The organism is Mannheimia kashgarensis (genome assembly GCF_041807705.1).
Classification (GTDB): Bacteria; Pseudomonadota; Gammaproteobacteria; order Enterobacterales; family Pasteurellaceae; genus Mannheimia.
The window spans coordinates 202,592-223,789 of sequence record NZ_JBGTYY010000001.1; the positions used below are offsets into that span (position 1 = coordinate 202,592).

Sequence of the window (21,198 nt, forward strand, 5' to 3'; positions counted from 1 at the left end):
TACAAACTTTTCAATAAAAACGACCGTTTCATAATCAAAGGAAAAACCAATGTCTGAATTAAAAAACGATCGCTATTTAAAAGCTCTTTTGTGTGAACCTGTGGATATGACCCCCGTTTGGATGATGCGTCAAGCAGGGCGTTATTTACCTGAATATAAAGCTACCCGTGCCGAAGCGGGCGATTTTATGTCGCTCTGCCGTAATGCAGATTTAGCTTGCGAAGTGACTTTGCAACCTTTGCGCCGCTATGAATTAGATGCTGCTATTCTTTTTTCCGATATTCTCACCATTCCAGATGCAATGGGCTTAGGTTTAAGTTTTGGTGCAGGCGAAGGCCCGAAATTTGCTCGCCCTGTACAATCACTTGCTGATGTAAATAATCTCCCAATTCCAGATCCTGAAGGCGAATTACAATATGTGATGAACGCTGTGCGTACCATTCGCCGTGAATTAAAAGGCGAAGTGCCGTTAATTGGCTTCTCTGGTAGCCCTTGGACATTAGCAACCTATATGGTTGAAGGCGGCTCAAGTAAAGCATTTACCAAAATTAAAAAAATGCTTTACGCTGATCCAAACATTCTGCACAAATTACTCGATAAATTAGCCGATAGCGTAATTTTATATTTAAACGCCCAAATCAAAGCCGGTGCTCAATCAGTAATGGTTTTCGACACTTGGGGCGGTGTATTAGCACACAATGATTATAAAGAGTTCTCTTTACGTTATATGCACAAAATTGTTGATGGGTTAATTCGTGAAAATGAAGGTCGTAAAGTGCCAGTTACACTCTTTACCAAAGGCGGCGGTTTATGGTTAGAAGCGATTGCTGAAACAGGCTGTGATGCTATTGGTTTAGATTGGACTGTCGATATTGCCGACGCACGTAAACGTGTCGGCGATAAGGTAGCCCTTCAAGGCAATATGGATCCTAGTGTGCTTTATGCAACCCCTGAACGTATCGAACAAGAAGTGAAAAACATTCTTGCCGGTTTTGGAAATGGTAGCGGACACGTCTTTAACTTAGGACACGGCATTCACTTAGACGTACCGGTCGGAAGTCCGAAAGTGTTTGTTGATGCAATTCATCACTACTCAAAACCCTATCATAAATAACTCAAACAAGCGGTCAAAAAAGTGTAAAAATTTGCAATAAAATGGTCGCTTGTATGGAGAGAAAATAAAATGAGAAACCCGATTCATAAACGTATGGAACGCTTCGAGCCTTGGCAGAACGTAACCTTTATGGCTTGTTTATGCGAAAGAATGTACCCGAACTATCAACTTTTCTGCGAAGTTACTGAACAGCCCGAAAAAGCCAGAATATTCCAAAATATTTTAAATTTGGTATGGGAATATTTAACTGTAAAAGGGGCAAAAATTAATTTCGACAATCAGCTGGAAAAATTAGAAGAAATTATCCCTGATGTGAACGAATATGAGTTTTTTGGTGTCTTACCTGCACAGGAAGCTTGCGAAGCACTTTCGGAATTACTGCATAGTATTATTGCAGGAGCAACGTTAGAGCAAGCAATTCGTATCAGCCAAATTTCATTAGGCACAGTAGCAAGCTATTTGGAAATGCAACAAGACAAAGAACTCAACGAGCAAGAGTTAAAAAATTCAGAGGAAATTCAAGAAGAGTTAGATGTGCAATGGCAAATCTATAGATTGCTTAACGAGTGTGAAAACCGTGATCTAGATATCATTTTTGAGCTAAAAGACGAAATCAGAAGCAGTGGCATTAGCAATATTGGTTTAAATATTAATCAATAACATAAATATTTACAAAATCTTGCATAATAATACTTTGACAAATCTCAACTTTGAATTAAGCTATGGCAAGGTTTCAATAACTTTTCAGACGTTTTACGTCATTTATTCAAAACACTATCTTAGAGGATAAAACTATGAACAAAACTGAGTTAATCGATGCTATCGCAGCAGGTGCAAACTTAACTAAGAAAGATGCTAAAGCAGCATTAGAAGCAACTCTTGATGCAATCTCTGCAAGTTTAAAAGCAGGCGATCCTGTTCAATTAATCGGCTTCGGTACATTTAAAGTAAATGAGCGTAAAGCACGCACTGGTCGTAATCCAAAAACTGGTGAAGAGATCAAAATCGCAGCAGCTAAAGTACCTGCATTCGTTTCAGGTAAAGCATTAAAAGACTTAGTAAAATAATTCTTTTTAACGATCCGAAAGAAAGCCTAGATAATATATCTAGGCTTTTTTATTAAACAGAGAATGGATATTGAATAGATGGGTGGTATTCATAACCTTCCACTTTAAAATCATCTAAAGTTACCCAAGTTTCTAAATCTTCAAGTGATTTGATATCAGGATTAATAATTAATTTCGGTGCATTTAACGGCTCACGTTTTAGCTGCACATCACGCATTAGCTCAAGTTGATCTTCATAAATATGAGCGTTTACAATTTTATGGAAAGCCTTCCCTGCTTTATGCCCTGTAATTTGTGCCATTAACGCAAGGAAAGTGTAACATTGGATCATATTCCAGTTTAAGCCAAGAGGAACATCTGCCGAACGCTGAGTGCTATTGAGATAAAGTGTACCATCAAGCAATGAAAAGTGGTGGCTGTGGAGACAAGGACGTAAGCAACCCATATGAAATGCACCTGGGTGATAGAAAGTATAAATTTCGCCCCGATTATCCACGCCTTTTTTCAAATCATCGACGATTTGACGAAGTAAATCCACAGAGCCACCATCAGGTTTTGGGAAATTACGCCCAACTGCTCCATAAACTAAGCCCATATCATCTTCACCCTTACGGTAAGGATTAGCAAGCCAAGCAGCATTTTCGTTTGCATTTGCGTCCCACGATTTCGTGCCTAGTTTTCTAAAATCAGCGGCATTGTCATAGCCTCGAATATAGCCAAGAAGCTCTGCGATCGCGGCTTTCCAATAACTGCGACGAGTAGTCACTAATGGGAATTTGCCTTTCTCAACATCATAGATTAAATCTGCATTAATCACCGTAAGACAACGCTTACCTGTGCGTTCATTCGCTACCCATTTTCCTTCATTTACGATACGATGGCATAAATCTAAATACTGTTTCATATTGACCCTCATAAAATTTTTAAGTAATTTTGCCATTTATTCGGTAAAATAGCTAAAACTTTATGACAAACACAATAAGGAGTTATAAATATGAAAAAAGCAATTAAATCTATTTTAATGATTACCGTAGTGGCATTTTTAGCTGCTTGTTCATCAAATAAAGGTGGTTGGACGCGCTTAAATGAAGCAGAAGTAGATCAAAAATCTTATGCAATTGCTTATGGTGCAACCGCTCAAACCTATAAAGATAGAGTAAACGAAACTTATGATATTAATTCATTTATGAATGGCGTAAATGATTGGTATACCAAAAAAGTTTCCTTACCTGTTGAACAAATTCGTGCAATGACGATAAACAGAATGCTAGATCATAATGTTTATGCTTATTATAGTGGGGTGCTTTATGCTGCAGATTTACAAGGTAATTTCAACCATTTAGATCCAAACTGCTGGGATTTAGTACAATCAACAAGTATGACGCAAGGTATTCACGATGCAATGCTAGATTTACAAAAAAATGAAGTGCGCAGCGATGACTACATTAAAAATGGTGTTGAGCAAATTTTGCATCTTTGTGTAAAAACTATTGCAGAAGATGAAAACAAAGAGAAACCTCAAAGTAAGAAAAAATAGGATTTAAACTACAAGCGGTAAGATTTTCAGAAAATTTTACCGCTCTATTTTTTTATAAGATTATGAAATGTTTAATATTTATCCGCTAAAACTTAAAAAATCATCGTTTTGCTTATTACATAGGCAAACACACTAGAATTTAACTTTTTCAGGAAAAAGAATTTGACATCTTTTTAAATTCTAGTAATATGTCGCCCACAGACACAGTGAGTGGTGAGATGGCCGAGCAGGCTGAAGGCGCTCCCCTGCTAAGGGAGTATAGGGTTAAAAAGCTCTATCGAGGGTTCGAATCCCTCTCTCACCGCCATTTACTTTATCACGCACCCGTAGCTCAGCTGGATAGAGTACTCGGCTACGAACCGAGCGGTCAGAGGTTCGAATCCTCTCGGGTGCGCCATTCTATTTCCACTCTAAAATAAAATGGTCGCTGATAAACTAAATTCTCACAATCTTCAAATACGCACCCGTAGCTCAGCTGGATAGAGTACTCGGCTACGAACCGAGCGGTCAGAGGTTCGAATCCTCTCGGGTGCGCCATTTCATTTAAATTCTTTCTTTTTCTCCGTTCTATTACTAAATTAATTAAACTATTATTCCGTTAAGCTATAATTTCAGCTAGACTTAGCTCTTAGTTGAATAAATGAGGATTTTAAATTGAAAGGATTAATTGCTCGCCTTTTTATCGCAATAGCTCTCTTGCTTTGGGCTTGGGATATGATTTTCCCTTGGCAAAAAATTATTCATTCAGAAGCTAATCACTACACGCAAATTCAACAAAGTAAAAACTTGAAAGTGGGAATGATCAACCACCCTCTTTCCTATTTTGTCGGTCCTGAAGGTAAAAGCGGGATTGAATATGATTTAGCAACAGCCTTCGCACAATATCTAAAGGTTAATCTTGAAGTAAAAAGTTACGATAGTAGTGAAAAATTATTTGAAGCATTAAAAAATAATGAGATTGATATTGCAGCCGCAGGTTTACTCTATCATCCAGAATTAAATGAAGCCTTCCAAATCGGACCATCGTATTACTCTGCTTCTTGGCAAGTGGTTTATAAGAAAGGCACTACAAGACCATATCGACTCTCAGATTTACAAGAAAATGTCATTATTCCAAATGGCTCTGCAGTTATTCCGATACTTAATCAGCTCAAGCAAGAAAATCCTCAATTAAAGTGGCAAATTTCAGATAAATTTACTCAAGAAGAGCTGTTATTAAAAGTCGCTCAAGGCGAAATTCCACATACTATAGCGATGTCAGTTGATATTTCTTCCGTACAGCATATTAACCCTAATCTCGCAGTAGGCTTTGATTTGACAGATGAAAATCCTGTATTATGGTATTTAGCAAATAGTTCTTACAGCGAATTACAAGCTGCTTTATTAGATTTTATGTCCGATTCTGTAGAGAATGGGCTTATTTCACGCATTGAGGAGAAATATTTTAATCATTTGGAAAAATTTGATTATGTTGATATTCAGAGCTATTTAAGAGCAATTAAAGCCATTTTGCCTAAATATGAACTACTTTTTAGGACCCATAAAGGCGATTTAGAATGGCAAATGCTAGCGGCTATTGCTTACCAAGAATCTCATTGGGATCCCAATGCAACCTCGCCAACGGGTGTGCGTGGTATTATGATGCTAACAAAAGATACCGCTGATAGAATGAAAATTTCAGATAGAACTAACCCTGCTCAGAGTATAAAAGCAGGTTCCGAATATCTGCATATGTTGATGAGACAGATGCCAGAAACTATTCCACAAGAAGATAGAATTTGGTATAGCTTAGCTGCTTATAATATGGGATTAGGGCATTTATTAGATGTACGTCGATTAACCAAACAATTAGGCGGTGATCCGGATAATTGGTTAGATGTGAAAAAAAATCTGCCACTACTCGCCGAAAAACGCTATTATACTAATCTGAAATATGGCTATGCGAGAGGCTATGAGGCATTACAATATGTTGAAAACATCCGCCGTTATTATGGTAGTATCATCAATTATCAACGCATTGAAGAACAGAAAAAGCTAGAGCAAGAACAAAAAAATTTATCTGATAGTCATATAAAACAGGAGGATAGGACTGATGAGAAGACTGAAGAAAAAGAAAAGCCTACCAACGAGGAAGCTACGCCTACGCCAGATCAAACAAATTAAGGACAGAAAAAGGCTCGTTGCTTCACGCAGAAAAGCATTTATGCAAATGCAGCAAGAAGCATAATACACTTCCCTTTTGAGTTACAGCTTGAAAGGGATTTTTTATTTATAAAATTGATTAATAAGAAAAGTGGTGGGCGATACCGGTCTCGAACCAGTGACCCCCTCCTTGTAAGGGAGGTGCTCTCCCAACTGAGCTAATCGCCCTTCAGATACGAATAATCGCAGTTTGAAGTTTATGATTTTAGTCTTAAGTGGTGGGCGATACCGGTCTCGAACCAGTGACCCCCTCCTTGTAAGGGAGGTGCTCTCCCAACTGAGCTAATCGCCCACTTTAAACAAAAATTATTGTTTATGTAAGACTTCAAATCAAAGGGAATTTGAAAACAGAACACTTAAAGTTGAAGTGGTGGGCGATACCGGTCTCGAACCAGTGACCCCCTCCTTGTAAGGGAGGTGCTCTCCCAACTGAGCTAATCGCCCATTTTCAAATAACTAGATTGTTACAACAACAGAACACTTAAAGTTGAAGTGGTAGGCGATACCGGTCTCGAACCAGTGACCCCCTCCTTGTAAGGGAGGTGCTCTCCCAACTGAGCTAATCGCCCGCTGTTGTGGAAGTGAATTATAGAGATTTTTGCTCTTTCGTCAAACCCTTTTTACGCTTTTCGCCCTGTTTGCTGATTTTTTACTCCAGAAATGTAACTTTTTACTATTATTCGCCCTCAAGCGTAGTAAAATAGACAAGTTTTTCTTAAAATTTTACTAATAATAATTAGGCAATACAAAATGAAAATTGAAACTCTTTTCCCTTTAGATCCAAATGTAAAAGTTCGTACTCGTTTTGCACCAAGTCCAACAGGTTATTTACACGTTGGAGGTGCTCGTACCGCACTTTATTCTTGGTTATATGCAAAACATCATAATGGCGAATTTGTACTACGCATCGAAGATACCGATTTGGAACGTTCAACCCCAGAAGCAACGGCAGCTATTCTTGAAGGTATGGAATGGCTTGGCTTAGCGTGGGAGCACGGTCCTTATTTCCAAACAAAACGATTTGACCGCTACAACCAAGTGATCGACCAGATGATTGAAGCAGGTACGGCATATCGCTGCTACTGCTCAAAAGAGCGTTTGGAAGAATTACGCAATACGCAAGAGGCAAACAAAGAGAAACCTCGCTATGACCGCCACTGTTTAGGCGATCATCCCCATTCGGTAGATGCACCACACGTTGTGCGTTTTAAAAATCCTCAAGAAGGCTCTGTGGTATTTGATGATGCGGTGCGTGGTCGTATCGAAATCAGCAACAGTGAATTAGATGACTTAATTATCCGCCGTACTGATGGTTCTCCAACTTATAACTTCTGTGTGGTTGTTGATGACTGGGATATGGGTATTACCCACGTTGTTCGTGGTGAAGATCATATCAATAACACCCCTCGCCAAATTAATATTTTAAAAGCGCTTGGAGCTCCTGTACCAACTTATGCTCACGTTTCAATGATCAACGGAGATGATGGTCAAAAATTATCCAAACGCCACGGTGCAGTGAGTGTAATGCAGTATCGTGATGACGGCTACCTACCAGAAGCCTTAATTAACTATCTTGTGCGTTTGGGCTGGGGGCACGGCGATCAAGAAATCTTCTCACGTCAAGAGATGATTGAGCTTTTCGATATTCATTCTGTAAGCAAATCGGCAAGTGCATTCAATACCGAAAAATTGCAGTGGCTGAACCAGCACTATATTCGCAGTCTTGACCCAAGTTATGTGGCAAAACATCTTGAATGGCATATGCAAGCTCAAGGCATTGATTTCACAAGCGGTCCAAAATTGGAAGAAATTATCCCTGTACTGGGCGAGCGTTGTAAAACCTTAAAAGAGCTTGCCGAAAGCAGCCGTTATTTCTATGAACAGTTTGAGACGTATGACGAAAAAGCCACCGCTAAAAACTTCAAAGCGGAAGCGGTTGCTCCACTTGGAAAATTATTGGAAAAATTGACCGCTTGTAATGATTGGACGGTTGAGAATATTCACGAAGCGATGAACCAAACAGCGGCTGAACTTGAAATTGGTATGGGTAAAGTAGGTATGCCATTCCGTTTAGCGGTAACAGGAAGCGGGCAATCGCCTTCTATGGATATTACAGCTAAATTAGTGGGTAAAGAGAAAACATTAACCCGCCTTGAAAAAGCAATCCACTTTATTCAAACGAATAGTTAGTTTTTAATCAATCAGCTTTATCATTACCTAAAGCCATTGACATCTTCAAGCGGAAAGCATATTATTCCGCCCATATCGGGGGTATAGCTCAGTTGGGAGAGCGCTTGCATGGCATGCAAGAGGTCATCGGTTCGATCCCGTTTACCTCCACCAAATTAATAAATTCAGTTAAATTTATTTGAACTGAAACCCATTTAGAAGCCTTGATTTTCAAGGCTTTTTTTATTTCTAATGCGTTTATTTGCGTTCGTTTGTATTCATTTGATTTTGTAAAATAGTACCCAAAACAGTACCCAAGCGATATAATGCCTAAAATTTTGGGTACTTTTAGAGAAATTGGGAACTATGGCAAGAGCAAGTAACAAGCTAACAAATACGCAAGTGGAACGCCTCAAATATAGCGAAAACGGCAAGAATGAATACACAGACGGGGGCGGGCTATTTTTACAGCTTTATCCCTCCGGTGTAAAAGTATGGCGTTTTCGTTACAACCACCCACAAACCAAGAAACGAACAAAACACACTATCGGCAACTATCCGGCGGTTAGCATTGCACAAGCACGCATTAAACGTGATGAAATCAATGCTTTACTTGCTCAAAGGATAGATCCGCAAGTGCATTTTAAGCAGTTAGAAAAAGAACAAGAGCTAGCCAACTCAAACACCTTTCAAGCCATAGCGGAAAAATGGCGGGCGAAGAAGCAAGGCGAGGTAGAAAATGAAACCATTAATAAATATTGGGGAAGTATTGAGCTTCATTTATTGCCCTCTCTAGGAATGTACCCAATCAACGAAATAGTCCCCACTCTTGTTAGTGTTCCATTGCAAGAATTAGAAGCTCAAAAAAAGTATGATATGGCTAACCGTTTGGCGAGTTATGTCAATAATATTCTTGATTTTGCAGTAAATGGCGGGCTTATTCCCTTCAATCCTTGCGTTAAAATTGGGAAGAATCTCAAGAAAGTCAAAAAACAGAATAATCCGCACGTTAAAACTGAAGAAATACCGGAACTACTGCAAACAATAGCAGAGGCTAATATTCAGCTAAACACAAAAGCCCTAATTCATTTCCAACTTTTAACAATGGTTCGCCCAAACGAAGCTGTAGAAGCTGAATGGGCGGAAATTGATTTAGAAAAGGCAGATAGCAAAAATCCGCCCATAATTTTAGGCGAAAAACAGCTAGAAGAATTGCACAGCCTACGCATAGCCCCTGAAAATCGCAAAGTGATTAGTATTTATCAGTTTGGCGGATTAAGCGAGCCCCATAAAACCGCCATTTGTGCGAACCTTGCAAAGCACACGCAAGCGGAAACCGTGCTATTTTACGACAATATAGGGCAAACGCTGGAAAACGCAAGCGATTACATCAAACGCACCCGAGCAGGGGAAACAATAGCGGAAACGGTGGCGGAGGAAACCCGAAAACGCCAACCTTTAGCCCTTGATTTAAGTGATAAAAGCCTCAATACGCTTGATATTGTAGAAGCGTTTTTAGAATGGCAAGAACAACCGCTTAGACGTGATACATTAAGGCGAGAAACCTACAGATTACAAGACGGCAAAGCGTGGATAAGCCTAAATGAAGAAGAATTTAGGCGGGAAATTGCTAATTTTCTAAAATCCGCAAATGATCGCAATTACTCGCCGCATAAAATCAGCAAAATAGCCGATTTAGCCATTTTAGAAATAGAACGCTTACCGCCTGAAAATCCGGATTTAATCGGCTTTCAGAATGGCGTGCTTAATAAGAAAACCGGGCAATTTTTACCGCATAGCCCTACGCATTTTTTGCGAGCATTAGAGGATTTTTCGCTGAATACCGAAAGCCAAGATACACCTGATGATTGGTTAGCGTTTGTATCAAGCGACAGTACAGAACGCAGAAATGCCATTTTAGCAGGGCTTTATATGGTATTGACTAACCGCTATCAGTGGGGGCTATTTATTGAAGCAACCGGCAAAGCAGGGGCAGGTAAAAGCGTATTTGGTGAAATTGCTACGATCTTAAACGGGCGGTTCAACACGAGCGTAATTGATATAAAAGGGCTTGAAGAACCTAAAATCATTGCCGGCTTAATGGGAAAAACTTTCGCATATAGCCCCGACCAAGCCAAATACACCGGCACGGCAGACGGACTAAAACGCCTTACCGGTGGCGATACCTTAAAAGCCCAAATCTATTATAAAGGATTTGAAGATTTTACGCCGACTGTTGTATTTATGATGAGTACAAACTACCCGATTGATTTTAGAGACCAAAACGGCGGAATAGCCAGAAGACGGGTTATTATTCCGTTTGAAAGGGCTATTCCTAAAGATAAAAAAGACGTGAATTTTATTGACAAAGTGAAAGGCGAAATTTACGGCATTACAAATAAATTGCTTTCTCTCTTTCCTGAACCTGAAACAGCAAGAAAGCTCCTTGAAAACTATCAAGCAAGCAGAGAGGGCGATAGTGTGAAACGGGAAGCCAACCACTTAATAGAATTTGCTAAGGCGTTTAAAATTATCGGCAGTTGCACACAAGGGCTACAATGGGGAAGCAATTATGCAAACAGTAAAACGACGGTGAACAATGCACTATATAAAGCCTATTTGCATTATTGCGACTGTATTGGATTAAAGCAAACACTAAACCTAAATTATTTTAAAACAGCCTTCCCCGAAGCATTAAGGGAAACAGGAGAACAAGGCGAAATAGTACAGCTAAAAACCAACGGGACACCAAAAATAAATGTTCAATGGAAAAATCGAGAAGCCACGCTAAATGAGTGGCAGGGATAAACAAAAACAGAGTACAGGGGCGGACTATTCCGCCCCTTTTTTATTGCCTTTGAGTAGCTAAAAACAGTTTAGGGAAAGTTTAAAAATCATCTTTCCCCTATGTTTCCCTGAAACTTTCCCCAAGACTAAAGCCTTATCCGAAAAGGCTTTGACACACTTTTAGGGAATTAGGGAAAGTTTTTTCAACAAATTTTTATTTTTTAGAATTTTGCAAATTTTTAGAAAAATTGACCGCTTGTAAACGGGAATTTCTTTAAAGGAGTTTAAAAATACATTTTCTTTAAAATGCTTTAAAGTGCTTATTATAGAAAGCTGAAAAATAAAGAGGTGAAAATGCGAGGTAGTAAAGAAAATAGCCCACAAATATTTTCTTTTTTTATTGAACAAGTAGGAGTTGCTATTGAGGAAGGACTTCAAAAAGGCGGTAACTTGAATGAAATCAAACACGCCATTTTAAATGGAATATATAAATATCTAGGGGGGACGGTTATTTATATCCCCATCGAAAACACCACTAAAATAAGTGCTAGAAATTCTTTAATTCTGGAAGAGTTTAACGGCTCAAATCATTTTGAATTATCAAGAAAATATGGGCTTTCTTTACAAGCAATTTATAACATCATTAATAAACACAAGAAGAAATTAAAATGAAAACCGCCATTTTTGCCATATTTAAAACAGGTACGCATATTTCCGCCAACGGTATAAAAACCATTTGGGGCGAAAGTGAATTAAATCAAATTGCGGAGAATTACAACAAAGCCATTTTTACCGCTCCACTTGTTTTAGGACACCCAGAACATAATGCCCCCGCTTATGGCGAAGTAAATAAAATGTTTGTGCAAGACGGCGTTTTATTTGCAGAAAGCCAAGTGAACGAGCAATTAGAACGGCATATTTTAAGCGGAGAATATAACAATATTTCAGCCTCTTTCTATTTGCCAACCTCAAATAATAGCCCTATGCCGAACCGTTATTATTTACGCCACGTTGGATTTTTAGGGGCGTTAGCCCCAGCCGTTAAAGGCTTACCGAAACCTATTGAGGCAATCAAAGAGGCAGCCGCCAATTTTGGCGATTATATCAATTTTAACCAGCACGGCATGCAGTTTTTCAATGAAGAACTCACCGCCCAAGCTATCCACGAAAAAGCCATATATATGCAAAACCTCACAGGAATGAGCTATAGAGAGGCTATTCACCATATTTTTAACCATTAGGAGAACCACAATGACACAAGAAGAAATTGACCGCCTACAGGCTGAAAACCTCCAATTAAAGGAGCAGTTAAGAGAGCAATCTAAGGCGGATATTCACGACTACACAGGGAAGCTAATTTCACAAGGCATTCTAGCCCCTGTGGCAAGAGATAAAGTCGTTGAATTGCTTAATTATGCTGAAGCCTACGATTATGGGGAAACGTTAGATTTTAATGAGGGCGAGAGCTTAACCGGTAAAGTGAAAGCCTTCTTAGAAGCTCAACCGCAAATTCTTCACTTTGGCGAATATGCAACGCCTGAACGAGCTTTTGGCAGTGACCCAAATCACACAGAAACGGCAGACTATGCGGAAGATATTCCGTTTGAAGTGATTGAGCTGGATAAGCAAATCAAGGCGTATATGAACGCCAAAAACGTAGATTATCGCACTGCATTTAAAATGATTACTCAAGGAGCTAATTAATGACACAAGAAACCGCAAAACACCGCATTCAAGACCCGATTTTAAATCAGCTTGCACAAGGCTATCATAACGCTGAATTAGTGGCGGATATGTTAATGCCAGTAGTGGAAATTCCGAAAGAAGCGGGCAAAATTCCACAATTTGGGCGTTTGGCATTCCGCCAACAATCCACCGTTCGACAGTTGCACGGCGATAGCAACCGCTTAACGCCGGAAGATATTACAACTATCAACGTAGAGCTGGAAGAACACGATATTGAATACCCGATTGATTACCGTGAAGAACAAGAGGCAAGCTATCAACTGAAAGAATACGCCTTAAACGTCACGCAAGATGTAATCGCATTAGGGCGTGAATTAGAAGTTGCAGGCATTGCACAGAATGCCGATAACTACGACACGGCGAATAAAATCAGCCTAGCGGCTAAGGCGAAATTCTCCAACCTTGAAGCCGACCCAATCCCTGTGTTTGATACCGCTATTAATGCTATTTCAACCGGTACAGGTAGAAAGCCCAACGTTTGCATTATTGCCGGCGATGTATGGGAAATGCTAAAACAGAATAAGACACTATTAGAACGTATCAAATATACACGCACGGCGATTTTAACGCCCGAAGTGTTCGCTGAACTTATCGGCGTGAAATACGTTAAAATTGGCGGTGCGATGAAGGAAGAAAGCGGAGAATTAAAGAAAATTTGGAGCGATTGCGTTATTCTTGCTTACGTTTCCCCGTTAGCGATTGAGAAGAAAGGCAAAATCTACGAACCATCATACGGCTATACCGTTCGCCGTAAAGGCGGATTGTTTGTAGATACCTACAAGGAAAAAGGCGGAAAAGTTGAAATTATCCGTTGCACGGACATTCACAAACCGCACTTAGTCGGTAAATCGGCAGGCTACCTAATCAAAGATTGCTTGACCCGCTAAATTCCGCTTAACTAGCCCCGAAATGGGGCTATTTTGCATTTTTCGGCTTGTGCCTTGCCGTTCCTACTGTGTTATAGCAAAAATGCGGGATTATGTTGTTTTATGTTGAATTTGGCGGACTTAATAAAGTTTGATTGTACTTTGTTTCATAGATTTTTTAATATATGCGTTCATTTGCATTCATTTAAACCCGTTTGATTTTGTAAAAAAGTACCCAAAATAGTACCCAAATAAGATTTAACAAAATGGAAAATTCTTTATTTTCAATACAAAATCGCTTTAGTTTAGTTGTGTTTACCCCCAAATTCCAGTCGCATCAACAGAAATGTTGATGCGATTTTTGTTTTCTAATCAGCTATTTCCTGCCAACTTTAACATTTCTTCCGCATTCGCTAATACGGCTTCAGTAATTTTACTTCCACCCAATAATCGAGCTAAGGCGTGAATACGCTTATCTTCAGAGAGTAATGTCATCTGCGTTTCAGTTTGGTTATTTTCAACATATTTTTGAACATTGAAGTGCTGATTCCCGTAACTTGCCACTTGAGGTAAATGAGTAACACATAACACTTGGCATTTTTTGCCTAATTCACGCAATAGTTTACCTACCGTTGTTGCGGCCGAGCCACTAATTCCAACATCCACTTCATCAAAAATAATAGTTGGTGTCGAGAGCTTATTCGCAGTCAATACCTGTACAGCCAAAGAAATACGGGAAAGTTCGCCCCCTGATGCGATTTTAGATAAGGGTTGAGCTTGCTGCCCTAAGTTGCTGCATAAGTTAAATTCCACTAAATCTGCTCCATTTGGCGATAGCTTCTTCACATTATGTTCCACTTTAATAAAGAACTCGCCATTTTCCATCGCTAGATGTTTAATTTGCTTTGTAACTTGTTGAGCCAGTTTATTTGCTGCTTCTGTTCGTTTTTGATAGATTTCTTCAGCTAATGCTAAACATTGCTGATGAGCTTGTTTTTCATCTTGGATAAGCTGTTCTTCATTATCTTCAAAATCAAGTAACGCCTGTAACTCGTTTTTTAATTTTGAGTGGTATCGCCATAATTCATTTGGTTGAATATGATGCTTACGAGCAAGCGAGATTGCTTGAGCAATACGATTATCTAATTCGTGTAATAATTCTGGATCTTGCTCGATTTTACTCGCTAATTGTGCGACTTCGGAACTCGCCTCTTGCACCTGAATTAGGGCTTCATTAAGCATATCCAACACACCTTGATAGTGGCTATCTACTTCCACTAAATTTTCCGCATTGCGTATTGCTTTATAAATCAGATCATTTGCATTAATGCCATCATTACTGAGCAAATTCATTATTTCATCAGAAAGCTCGGTCAGTTCTTCGGAAGAAGACAGCACATTATATTTTTCTTCCATCTCTTCAAATTCATTTTTTCTAATCACAAACTCATCTAATTCTTCGACTTGATATTGCAATAGTTGCTTACGAGCTTCATTTTCTTGGCATTGCTGCTGGAAATTTCTTACCTGCTTGTTCAAGTCCTTCCAAGTGCTATATTGTTTTGCCATTTTAGCCAATAGAGGCTGTATGGAAGCGTAGTTATCAACAATTTCAAGCTGATACTCTTGCTTTAATAGTAGTTGAGGAGCGTGCTGACCATTTAAGTGAATAAGGTATTGCCCTAGTTCTCGCAGCTGCGAAACAGGCAATGCTCGATTATTTACAAAGGCTTTTGAACGCCCATCAACATTAATCATACGGCGTAAAATACATTCTTGTGGGTTATCTTCATCAAGCAATTCGTGTTCTTCTAACCACAAATAAGCCGGGCTGTTTTTTTGCATCAAAAAAGTAGCGGTAATATCGGCTTTATCTGCACCGTTGCGTATCATTCCACTTTCTGAACGGTAGCCTAAGCATAATCCTAATGCGTCAATAGCAATGGATTTACCCGCTCCTGTTTCGCCAGTAATTACAGACATTCCTTCATTTAGTTCAAGAACAAGATGGCGAACAATCGCAAAATTATTGATAGTAAGTTGAGTTAGCATACTAAACCCTGCACAAATTAACTGTATGGGCATATAGTACAACTGTTTTTTTGAACAGTAAAGAGAAAAGAATAAAAAAACTGGAAATTTACACAGTTACAAACGGTGGTTATTACTCATAAAATTGTTCCCAATTTTGTTCGCTCCTACGGAGCCGTTGGCAAATCCAATGTTCAAAACACAATGCGTTTTGTGTCTAAAAATTTACAAAAGAAAAAGACGAACATTTCTGTTCGTCTTTTCTATCATTCACTAAATTAAATAAAAATTTCTTGCTGAACTTGATAACCTTGTGGGATCTGTTGCTTATCTTCAAAGGTTACAAATTCCCACGCATTTTCATTTGCAAGCACTGCACGCAGTAATTTATTATTCAAGCCGTGCCCTGATTTATACGCAGTAAGCTCACCAAGAATATTGTAGCCACACATATATAAATCGCCGATTGAATCTAACATTTTATGGCGAACTAACTCATCTTTAAAGCGTAAGCCATTTTCATTCAGAATTCGGTAGTCATCTAACACAATTGCATTGTCTAAGCTACCGCCTAATGCTAGACCAATAGATTGAAGATATTCAACATCTTTCATAAATGTAAATGTTCTTGCACGACTTAATTGCTGAATAAAGTTTTGAGCCGAGAAATCCATTGAATAGCTACATACATTTTTCGAGATCAATGGGTGCTTAAAGTCAATCGTGAAATTAAGTTTAAACCCTTTATCATAAGGTTTTAATTCTGCCCATTTGTCGCCTTCTTCAACACGAACCGTTTCTTTAATGCGAATAAATTTCTTCGGTGCATCTTGCTCTTCAATGCCTGCATCTAATAATAAATAGATGAATGGGCTTGAACTACCGTCCATAATTGGAATTTCAGGCGCATCTACTTCAACAATCACATTATCTAAGCCTAATGCTGATATTGCTGCATTTAGATGTTCTACAGTTGAAATACGAACGCCATCATCATTTACCATACAAGTGCAGAGCTTAGTATCACGAATAGAGTCTGCGTTTGCAGGGAAATAAACAACAGGCTCTAAATCGGTACGGGCATAAATAACCCCAGTATTTGCCGGTGCAGGGCGTAACGTTAAAGTTACTTTTTTACCGCTATGCAAGCCAATACCTGTTACTTTTGCTGCTTGTTTTAATGTTCTTTGTTTAATCATAGTGTGTCCTTACTTTCCAAATTTTGGAAGTTATTGACTATTTCTCATAAAACCCGGAATTGATCTAGGGTTAAAAATTTGTGCTGTATCAACCGATTGTGCAGCCAGTTGTTGTACCCGTGGCTGACCATCTAATTGGTTAGGTTGACCATAACCTGGTGGCTGAGTAAAGTCCGAAGGTTGTTGGTTAAACGGATCTTGCAATACCTGTGGTGGTGTTCTATTCACTAGAGGCGGTTGATATAACGGTGGAACTTTAGGCAATGTTTCTTCCGGCTGCCCAATACCTGTAGCAACAAGAGTAACACTTACTTTTCCGTCCATTTCCGGATAGTAGTTACAACCAAATACAATAGCTGCATCTTCAGTTGCAAATCCATAAATTAAATCCATCATAGCATAAACTTCTTCTAATAAGAAATCTGTCCCTGCACTGATATTAATCAACATACCATTTGCACCTGAAATATCGACATTTTCAAGTAATGGGCTTGAAATGGCATCATTCATTGCTTTTTCTGCACGACCTTCGCCTACTTCACCTTCAGCAAAACCAGTACCGATCATTGCGTGTCCTTTACCAGACATAACAGTACGCACATCAGCAAAGTCTACGTTAATATCAGCACCAGTAGAACCACCGGAACTGGTGATCATATTAGTGATACCAAGTACGCAATTACTTAATACATCATTTGCTGCAGCAAAAGCATCTACTGCGGTTGTTTGTTTGCCTAAACCACGTAATTTATCATTTGGAATGATAATTAGAGAATCAACGTATTGAGAAAGTTCTTTAATACCTTGTTCCGCAAAACGCATACGGCGAGGACCTTCAAATCGGAAAGGTTTCGTTACAACCCCAACGGTTAAAGATCCTTGTTCTTTTGCAATTTGAGCAACAACTGGAGCAGCACCTGTACCTGTCCCCCCTCCCATACCAACAGCAATAAAGGTCATATTCGCACCTTTTAATGCATTAGCGATAGCTTCGCGATCTTCTTCAGCCGCTTGTTTACCGACAGTAGGATCAGCACCTGCACCTAAGCCTTTGGTTGTTGCTGCACCAATTTGAATAGTTTGGCGTGTTGTTCTTTTTCTTAATACTTGAGCATCAGTATTTACATCAAAGAATTCAACACCTTTAATATCATCAGCAGAACGTGACATTCTGTCCACAGCGTTACCACCGCCGCCGCCAACACCCACTACCTTGATGATAGCATCTTGCGTTTGTTCAATAATAGGTTCAAACATTTTTATCTCCCTGCGTGTTATGTAACACTATTAAAATTTTGATTTGAAGAAATCGATAATTTTCTTGGTACCACGCCCAATTGGTGCAAAGATATCTTCATTAGAATCTTTATTTGTACTTTGTTCAGTATAATTATAATGGCTATACTGTAAAAGCCCTAATGCTGTTGCATACTGAGGTTTATTCACATAATCGGTTAGACCTGTAATATTGAGAGGATAGCCAACACGCACTTGCGAACCAAAAATAGATTTAGCACATTCTACAATATCTTCAATTTGTGAGCCACCACCTGTAATAACAACACCAGCAATAAGTTCTTGCTTTATCCCTTTTTGGAATAATTCATTGCGTAGCTGCATAAGTTCATCTTCAACTACTTTCAATAAATCGTTGTAACATTGTGATGTTACCGTTGCAACTTGAGCTCGAGTAAAAGTTCTTGCCATACGTCCACCCAACCCTGCTACCTCAATTTTCTTGTCTGCATTATGAGTTGGAGGAGAAATCGCACTACCATAAGTTACTTTAAGGCTTTCCGCTTCTGGCCGAGATGTAGTAAATACACGAGCTAAATAATCTGTAATGTTATTTCCTGCAAATGGAATAACTTTACTGTATCTTAACGCTCCATCGGTATAAACCAATACGTCCATCGTACCGCCACCGATATCAATTAAGCAAACACCTAACTCTTTTTCATCTTCTGTTAAAACAGAATAACTTGATGCAAGCCCTGAGAAAACAACTTGATCGACTTTTAATTTTGCGTGTTCTACTGCATTTTTTAAATTTTTAAGCCACGCTTGATGGCAAGCAATTAAATGGGCTTGAACTTGTAAACGCATACCTGATAACCCAATTGGGTTTTTAGTCGCAGGTAATCTATCTACGTGATATTCCTGTGGAATCATATGTAATGTTTCCAGACCATCTTGTAATTTAATGGCTTTTGCCATATCAACAGCACTTTCAATATTATCTTGAGTAACAATTCCACCCGATAATGTTGATGAACCGGCTTCATTTAAGCCAACAATATGTTGCCCTGAAATCGCAAGAGTTACGCCCATAATCTGACAGTCCGCAACAGATTCAGCTTGTTCAATCGCTCGTTGAATAGAATTAACGGCGGCATCAAGATCGATTACACCACCACGATCAACTCCTTTAGAAGGGCAAACACCTGCTCCCATTACATTAATCACACCATCAGGTAATACTTCGCCAACAACGGCAACCACCTTTGATGTGCCAATATCGAGACCCACGATAATTTTTGATTCTGCTGCTTTTGTCATATTATTTTATATTCACTAAACGTTTAATTTTTTATAGGGCTAAATCCAACTGCCGCTCCGTGCGGATAACGCAGATCAACATAAGCCAATCGATTACCCTCAGGAATATTAATTTCAGGGAAAATTGTTACAAAACGATCAATTTTAGACGTCCACTCTCCCCTACCTAACCGCAACTCGACTTGATTAGATAATTTAATCGTCCAAGAGCCTCTATTATCGACAGACACAGAGGTCAGGTCTAATTTACGGGCATTTAAATCAGCTCGAATTTTATTCCAAGCCTCTAATACATTCTTACCCTGTGAATCTGGCCCATACAATAAAGGCAAACCATTTTTATCTAATCTATCTTTCGGTAAACTAAATACAACACCCTGATCCGACACGAAATTAACATCGTTCCATACTGCAACAGGTTTATGCTCTAACAAGGTAATACTTAAACGATCAGGATAAAGCTTACGAACGACCACATCTTTGACCCAAGGGATAGATAAAAGTTTATTTTTGACCTCTTGAATATCTTGCCCGAAATACCCTTTTAGAGCAGGTTCTCCAGATAAAGTTTCACGAATATCCGCATTTGTTGTAAATTGTGTTTTATGGGTCAGAGCATAGGCTCGAATCGGGGTTTTATCCCAACTTTCAAGTATATTTTGCCAATTACTATACACACCAAATAGAAATAGTGTACATAATAACACAATTAATGGTTTAATGAATACTAACCATTTACGAGAAGAAACCGACGTTTTTGGGTTAATAACATTAAACCGCACATTTGTGCTGTTTTTTTTGCGGAAAATCCCCATTAAGCACTTAACTCCAATACACGCTCAACTAATGCTTCAAATGAAATCCCCACCGTTGCGGCTGATTTAGGGAAGATACTATGGCTTGTCATACCTGGATTAGTATTAACCTCCACCAAACGGAATTTACCGTTACCATCTTCCATCACATCAATACGGCTCCAACCACGACAACCAACGACATCGTAAGCAGCTTTCACTAATTGTGTCACTTCAGCTTGACGTTCATTATTCAAAGCTGGCACAACATATTGAGTATTATCAGACACATATTTTGCGTGATAATCATAAAACTCTCCGTCTGGGATCACTTGTACCGCAGGCAGAACTTGACCATCTAGCACGGGCACAGAATATTCATTACCGGCTAAAAATTCTTCTACTAACACAATAGAGTCAAATTTTAATGCTTCTTGAATAGCTGGTTCTAACTCTTCTCTGATTTTTACCTTGAAAACCCCCACACTTGAACCTTCGCAAGATGGTTTTACAAATACAGGTAAACCTAATTTTGCAATAATTTCATCAAAATCGACCGCTTGCCCACGTTGAACTACGACCATATCAGCGGTTGGCAAACCGACCGCATTCCATAATAATTTGGTACGGAATTTATCTAGTGTTACTGCTGATGCCATCACGCCACAGCCTGTATAAGGAATTCCCATTTGCTCTAATGCACCTTGTAGCACGCCATTTTCGCCAATGCCACCGTGTAAAATATTAAATACACGTTGAATACCTTTTTCTTTTAGCTTTTCAATCGGAAACTCTTTGGTATCAATACCTTCAACATCATAGCCTAGACTTCTTAATGCTTCTGTTACTGCTGCACCTGAGTTAAGCGAAACTTCACGTTCTTGAGAAACGCCACCAAATAACACTGCAATTTTTTCGTTTTTAATTGACATAGTAATCTATCCTGTAGGGACAGGTCCTGTGCCTGTCCGAAAAATATCTTTGCGACAGACGGGCACAGGGCCCGTCCCTTGTATATCTCAAATGAGTTAAACTAAGCAACACAACCCGTTATCGGCATCTCGTCTCGTCCCTTGAAAGCACTTCGTTGTGTAGCTTAGAGAGCCGATAACTTTCATCACAAAAAC

At 39.1% G+C, this 21,198-nt stretch carries 18 protein-coding genes and 8 tRNA genes; 15 read left to right on the forward strand and 11 right to left on the reverse strand.

Annotated elements, in window-relative coordinates; genetic code table 11:
- The first annotated feature begins 49 nt into the window (after window positions 1-49).
- The 3 genes from hemE (at window position 50) to ACERCF_RS01015 (ending at window position 2,181) form a co-directional block, all read left to right on the forward strand.
- Window positions 50-1,114, forward strand: a complete 1,065-nt coding sequence (hemE, locus tag ACERCF_RS01005; protein WP_373624300.1) for a uroporphyrinogen decarboxylase — start codon at window positions 50-52, stop codon at window positions 1,112-1,114.
- 69 nt (window positions 1,115-1,183) lie between these two features.
- Entirely contained in the window at window positions 1,184-1,774 is a 591-nt protein-coding gene (locus ACERCF_RS01010; RefSeq protein WP_373624301.1) for a YjaG family protein, read from the forward strand.
- Between the two features lie 116 nt (window positions 1,775-1,890).
- Window positions 1,891-2,181: an HU family DNA-binding protein gene (locus tag ACERCF_RS01015; RefSeq protein ID WP_279611707.1), complete on the forward strand. Its 291-nt coding sequence runs from the start codon at window positions 1,891-1,893 to the stop codon at window positions 2,179-2,181.
- A 52-nt stretch (window positions 2,182-2,233) separates the two neighbouring features.
- Here ACERCF_RS01015 and ACERCF_RS01020 read toward each other — a convergent pair whose 3' ends face one another.
- Complete coding sequence (locus ACERCF_RS01020) at window positions 2,234-3,085, reverse strand: thymidylate synthase (RefSeq protein ID WP_373624302.1); 852 nt, start codon at window positions 3,083-3,085, stop codon at window positions 2,234-2,236.
- 90 nt (window positions 3,086-3,175) lie between these two features.
- On the opposite strand from ACERCF_RS01020, the gene ACERCF_RS01025 reads away from it, so the two are divergent.
- The 5 genes from ACERCF_RS01025 (at window position 3,176) to mltF (ending at window position 5,881) form a co-directional block, all read left to right on the forward strand.
- Entirely contained in the window at window positions 3,176-3,718 is a 543-nt protein-coding gene (locus ACERCF_RS01025; protein ID WP_373624303.1) for a hypothetical protein, read from the forward strand.
- A 212-nt stretch (window positions 3,719-3,930) separates the two neighbouring features.
- Window positions 3,931-4,025 (forward strand) — tRNA-Ser (locus ACERCF_RS01030).
- Between the two features lie 13 nt (window positions 4,026-4,038).
- A tRNA-Arg gene (locus tag ACERCF_RS01035) sits at window positions 4,039-4,115 on the forward strand.
- A 63-nt stretch (window positions 4,116-4,178) separates the two neighbouring features.
- Window positions 4,179-4,255 (forward strand) — tRNA-Arg (locus tag ACERCF_RS01040).
- A gap of 117 nt (window positions 4,256-4,372) precedes the next feature.
- A complete protein-coding gene (mltF, locus tag ACERCF_RS01045) occupies window positions 4,373-5,881 on the forward strand; it encodes a membrane-bound lytic murein transglycosylase MltF (protein ID WP_373610308.1) in 1,509 nt (502 codons plus the stop codon).
- Window positions 5,882-6,012: 131 nt separating this feature from the next.
- Here the strand turns inward: mltF and ACERCF_RS01050 are convergent.
- The 4 genes from ACERCF_RS01050 to ACERCF_RS01065 all read right to left on the reverse strand — a co-directional run bounded on the left by ACERCF_RS01050 (window position 6,013) and on the right by ACERCF_RS01065 (window position 6,489).
- Window positions 6,013-6,088 (reverse strand) — tRNA-Val (locus ACERCF_RS01050).
- Between the two features lie 48 nt (window positions 6,089-6,136).
- Window positions 6,137-6,212: transfer RNA gene (locus ACERCF_RS01055), tRNA-Val, on the reverse strand.
- A 76-nt stretch (window positions 6,213-6,288) separates the two neighbouring features.
- A tRNA-Val gene (locus ACERCF_RS01060) sits at window positions 6,289-6,364 on the reverse strand.
- A gap of 49 nt (window positions 6,365-6,413) precedes the next feature.
- A tRNA-Val gene (locus ACERCF_RS01065) sits at window positions 6,414-6,489 on the reverse strand.
- Window positions 6,490-6,670: 181 nt separating this feature from the next.
- On the opposite strand from ACERCF_RS01065, the gene gltX reads away from it, so the two are divergent.
- From gltX to ACERCF_RS01100, 7 genes are all read left to right on the forward strand, one after another.
- Window positions 6,671-8,110: a glutamate--tRNA ligase gene (gltX, locus tag ACERCF_RS01070; protein ID WP_373610307.1), complete on the forward strand. Its 1,440-nt coding sequence runs from the start codon at window positions 6,671-6,673 to the stop codon at window positions 8,108-8,110.
- Window positions 8,111-8,187: 77 nt separating this feature from the next.
- Window positions 8,188-8,263, forward strand: a tRNA-Ala gene (locus ACERCF_RS01075).
- A 192-nt stretch (window positions 8,264-8,455) separates the two neighbouring features.
- Window positions 8,456-10,897 carry an integrase arm-type DNA-binding domain-containing protein gene (locus ACERCF_RS01080; protein ID WP_373624304.1) on the forward strand — a complete coding sequence of 814 codons (2,442 nt, stop codon included), beginning with the start codon at window positions 8,456-8,458 and terminating at the stop codon, window positions 10,895-10,897.
- Window positions 10,898-11,230: 333 nt separating this feature from the next.
- Window positions 11,231-11,548, forward strand: a complete 318-nt coding sequence (locus ACERCF_RS01085; protein ID WP_373624305.1) for a Mor transcription activator family protein — start codon at window positions 11,231-11,233, stop codon at window positions 11,546-11,548.
- Window positions 11,545-12,117: a hypothetical protein gene (locus ACERCF_RS01090; protein WP_373624306.1), complete on the forward strand. Its 573-nt coding sequence runs from the start codon at window positions 11,545-11,547 to the stop codon at window positions 12,115-12,117. Before ACERCF_RS01085 ends, ACERCF_RS01090 begins: the two co-directional genes overlap by 4 nt.
- Before the next feature lie 10 nt (window positions 12,118-12,127).
- Window positions 12,128-12,580: a hypothetical protein gene (locus ACERCF_RS01095; protein WP_373624307.1), complete on the forward strand. Its 453-nt coding sequence runs from the start codon at window positions 12,128-12,130 to the stop codon at window positions 12,578-12,580.
- Complete coding sequence (locus ACERCF_RS01100; protein WP_373624308.1) at window positions 12,580-13,509, forward strand: major capsid protein; 930 nt, start codon at window positions 12,580-12,582, stop codon at window positions 13,507-13,509. The genes ACERCF_RS01095 and ACERCF_RS01100 overlap by 1 nt, the downstream gene beginning before the upstream one ends.
- 351 nt (window positions 13,510-13,860) lie before the next feature.
- On the opposite strand, the gene recN is transcribed toward ACERCF_RS01100, so the two are convergent.
- The 6 genes from recN to ACERCF_RS01130 form a co-directional block, all read right to left on the reverse strand.
- On the reverse strand, window positions 13,861-15,540 hold the full coding sequence (gene recN / locus ACERCF_RS01105; RefSeq protein WP_373624309.1) for a DNA repair protein RecN: 1,680 nt from the start codon (window positions 15,538-15,540) through the stop codon (window positions 13,861-13,863).
- Window positions 15,541-15,797: 257 nt separating this feature from the next.
- A complete protein-coding gene (gene lpxC, locus ACERCF_RS01110) occupies window positions 15,798-16,718 on the reverse strand; it encodes a UDP-3-O-acyl-N-acetylglucosamine deacetylase (protein WP_373624310.1) in 921 nt (306 codons plus the stop codon).
- Between the two features lie 30 nt (window positions 16,719-16,748).
- Window positions 16,749-17,975, reverse strand: a complete 1,227-nt coding sequence (gene ftsZ / locus ACERCF_RS01115) for a cell division protein FtsZ (RefSeq protein ID WP_373624311.1) — start codon at window positions 17,973-17,975, stop codon at window positions 16,749-16,751.
- A 30-nt stretch (window positions 17,976-18,005) separates the two neighbouring features.
- A complete protein-coding gene (gene ftsA, locus ACERCF_RS01120; RefSeq protein WP_373610294.1) occupies window positions 18,006-19,277 on the reverse strand; it encodes a cell division protein FtsA in 1,272 nt (423 codons plus the stop codon).
- A 23-nt stretch (window positions 19,278-19,300) separates the two neighbouring features.
- Window positions 19,301-20,092 (reverse strand): cell division protein FtsQ/DivIB, encoded by a 792-nt coding sequence (locus ACERCF_RS01125; RefSeq protein WP_373624312.1) that lies wholly within the window; start codon window positions 20,090-20,092, stop codon window positions 19,301-19,303.
- Window positions 20,092-21,003 carry a D-alanine--D-alanine ligase gene (locus ACERCF_RS01130; RefSeq protein ID WP_373624313.1) on the reverse strand — a complete coding sequence of 304 codons (912 nt, stop codon included), beginning with the start codon at window positions 21,001-21,003 and terminating at the stop codon, window positions 20,092-20,094. The genes ACERCF_RS01125 and ACERCF_RS01130 overlap by 1 nt, the downstream gene beginning before the upstream one ends.
- Window positions 21,004-21,198 lie beyond the last annotated feature (195 nt).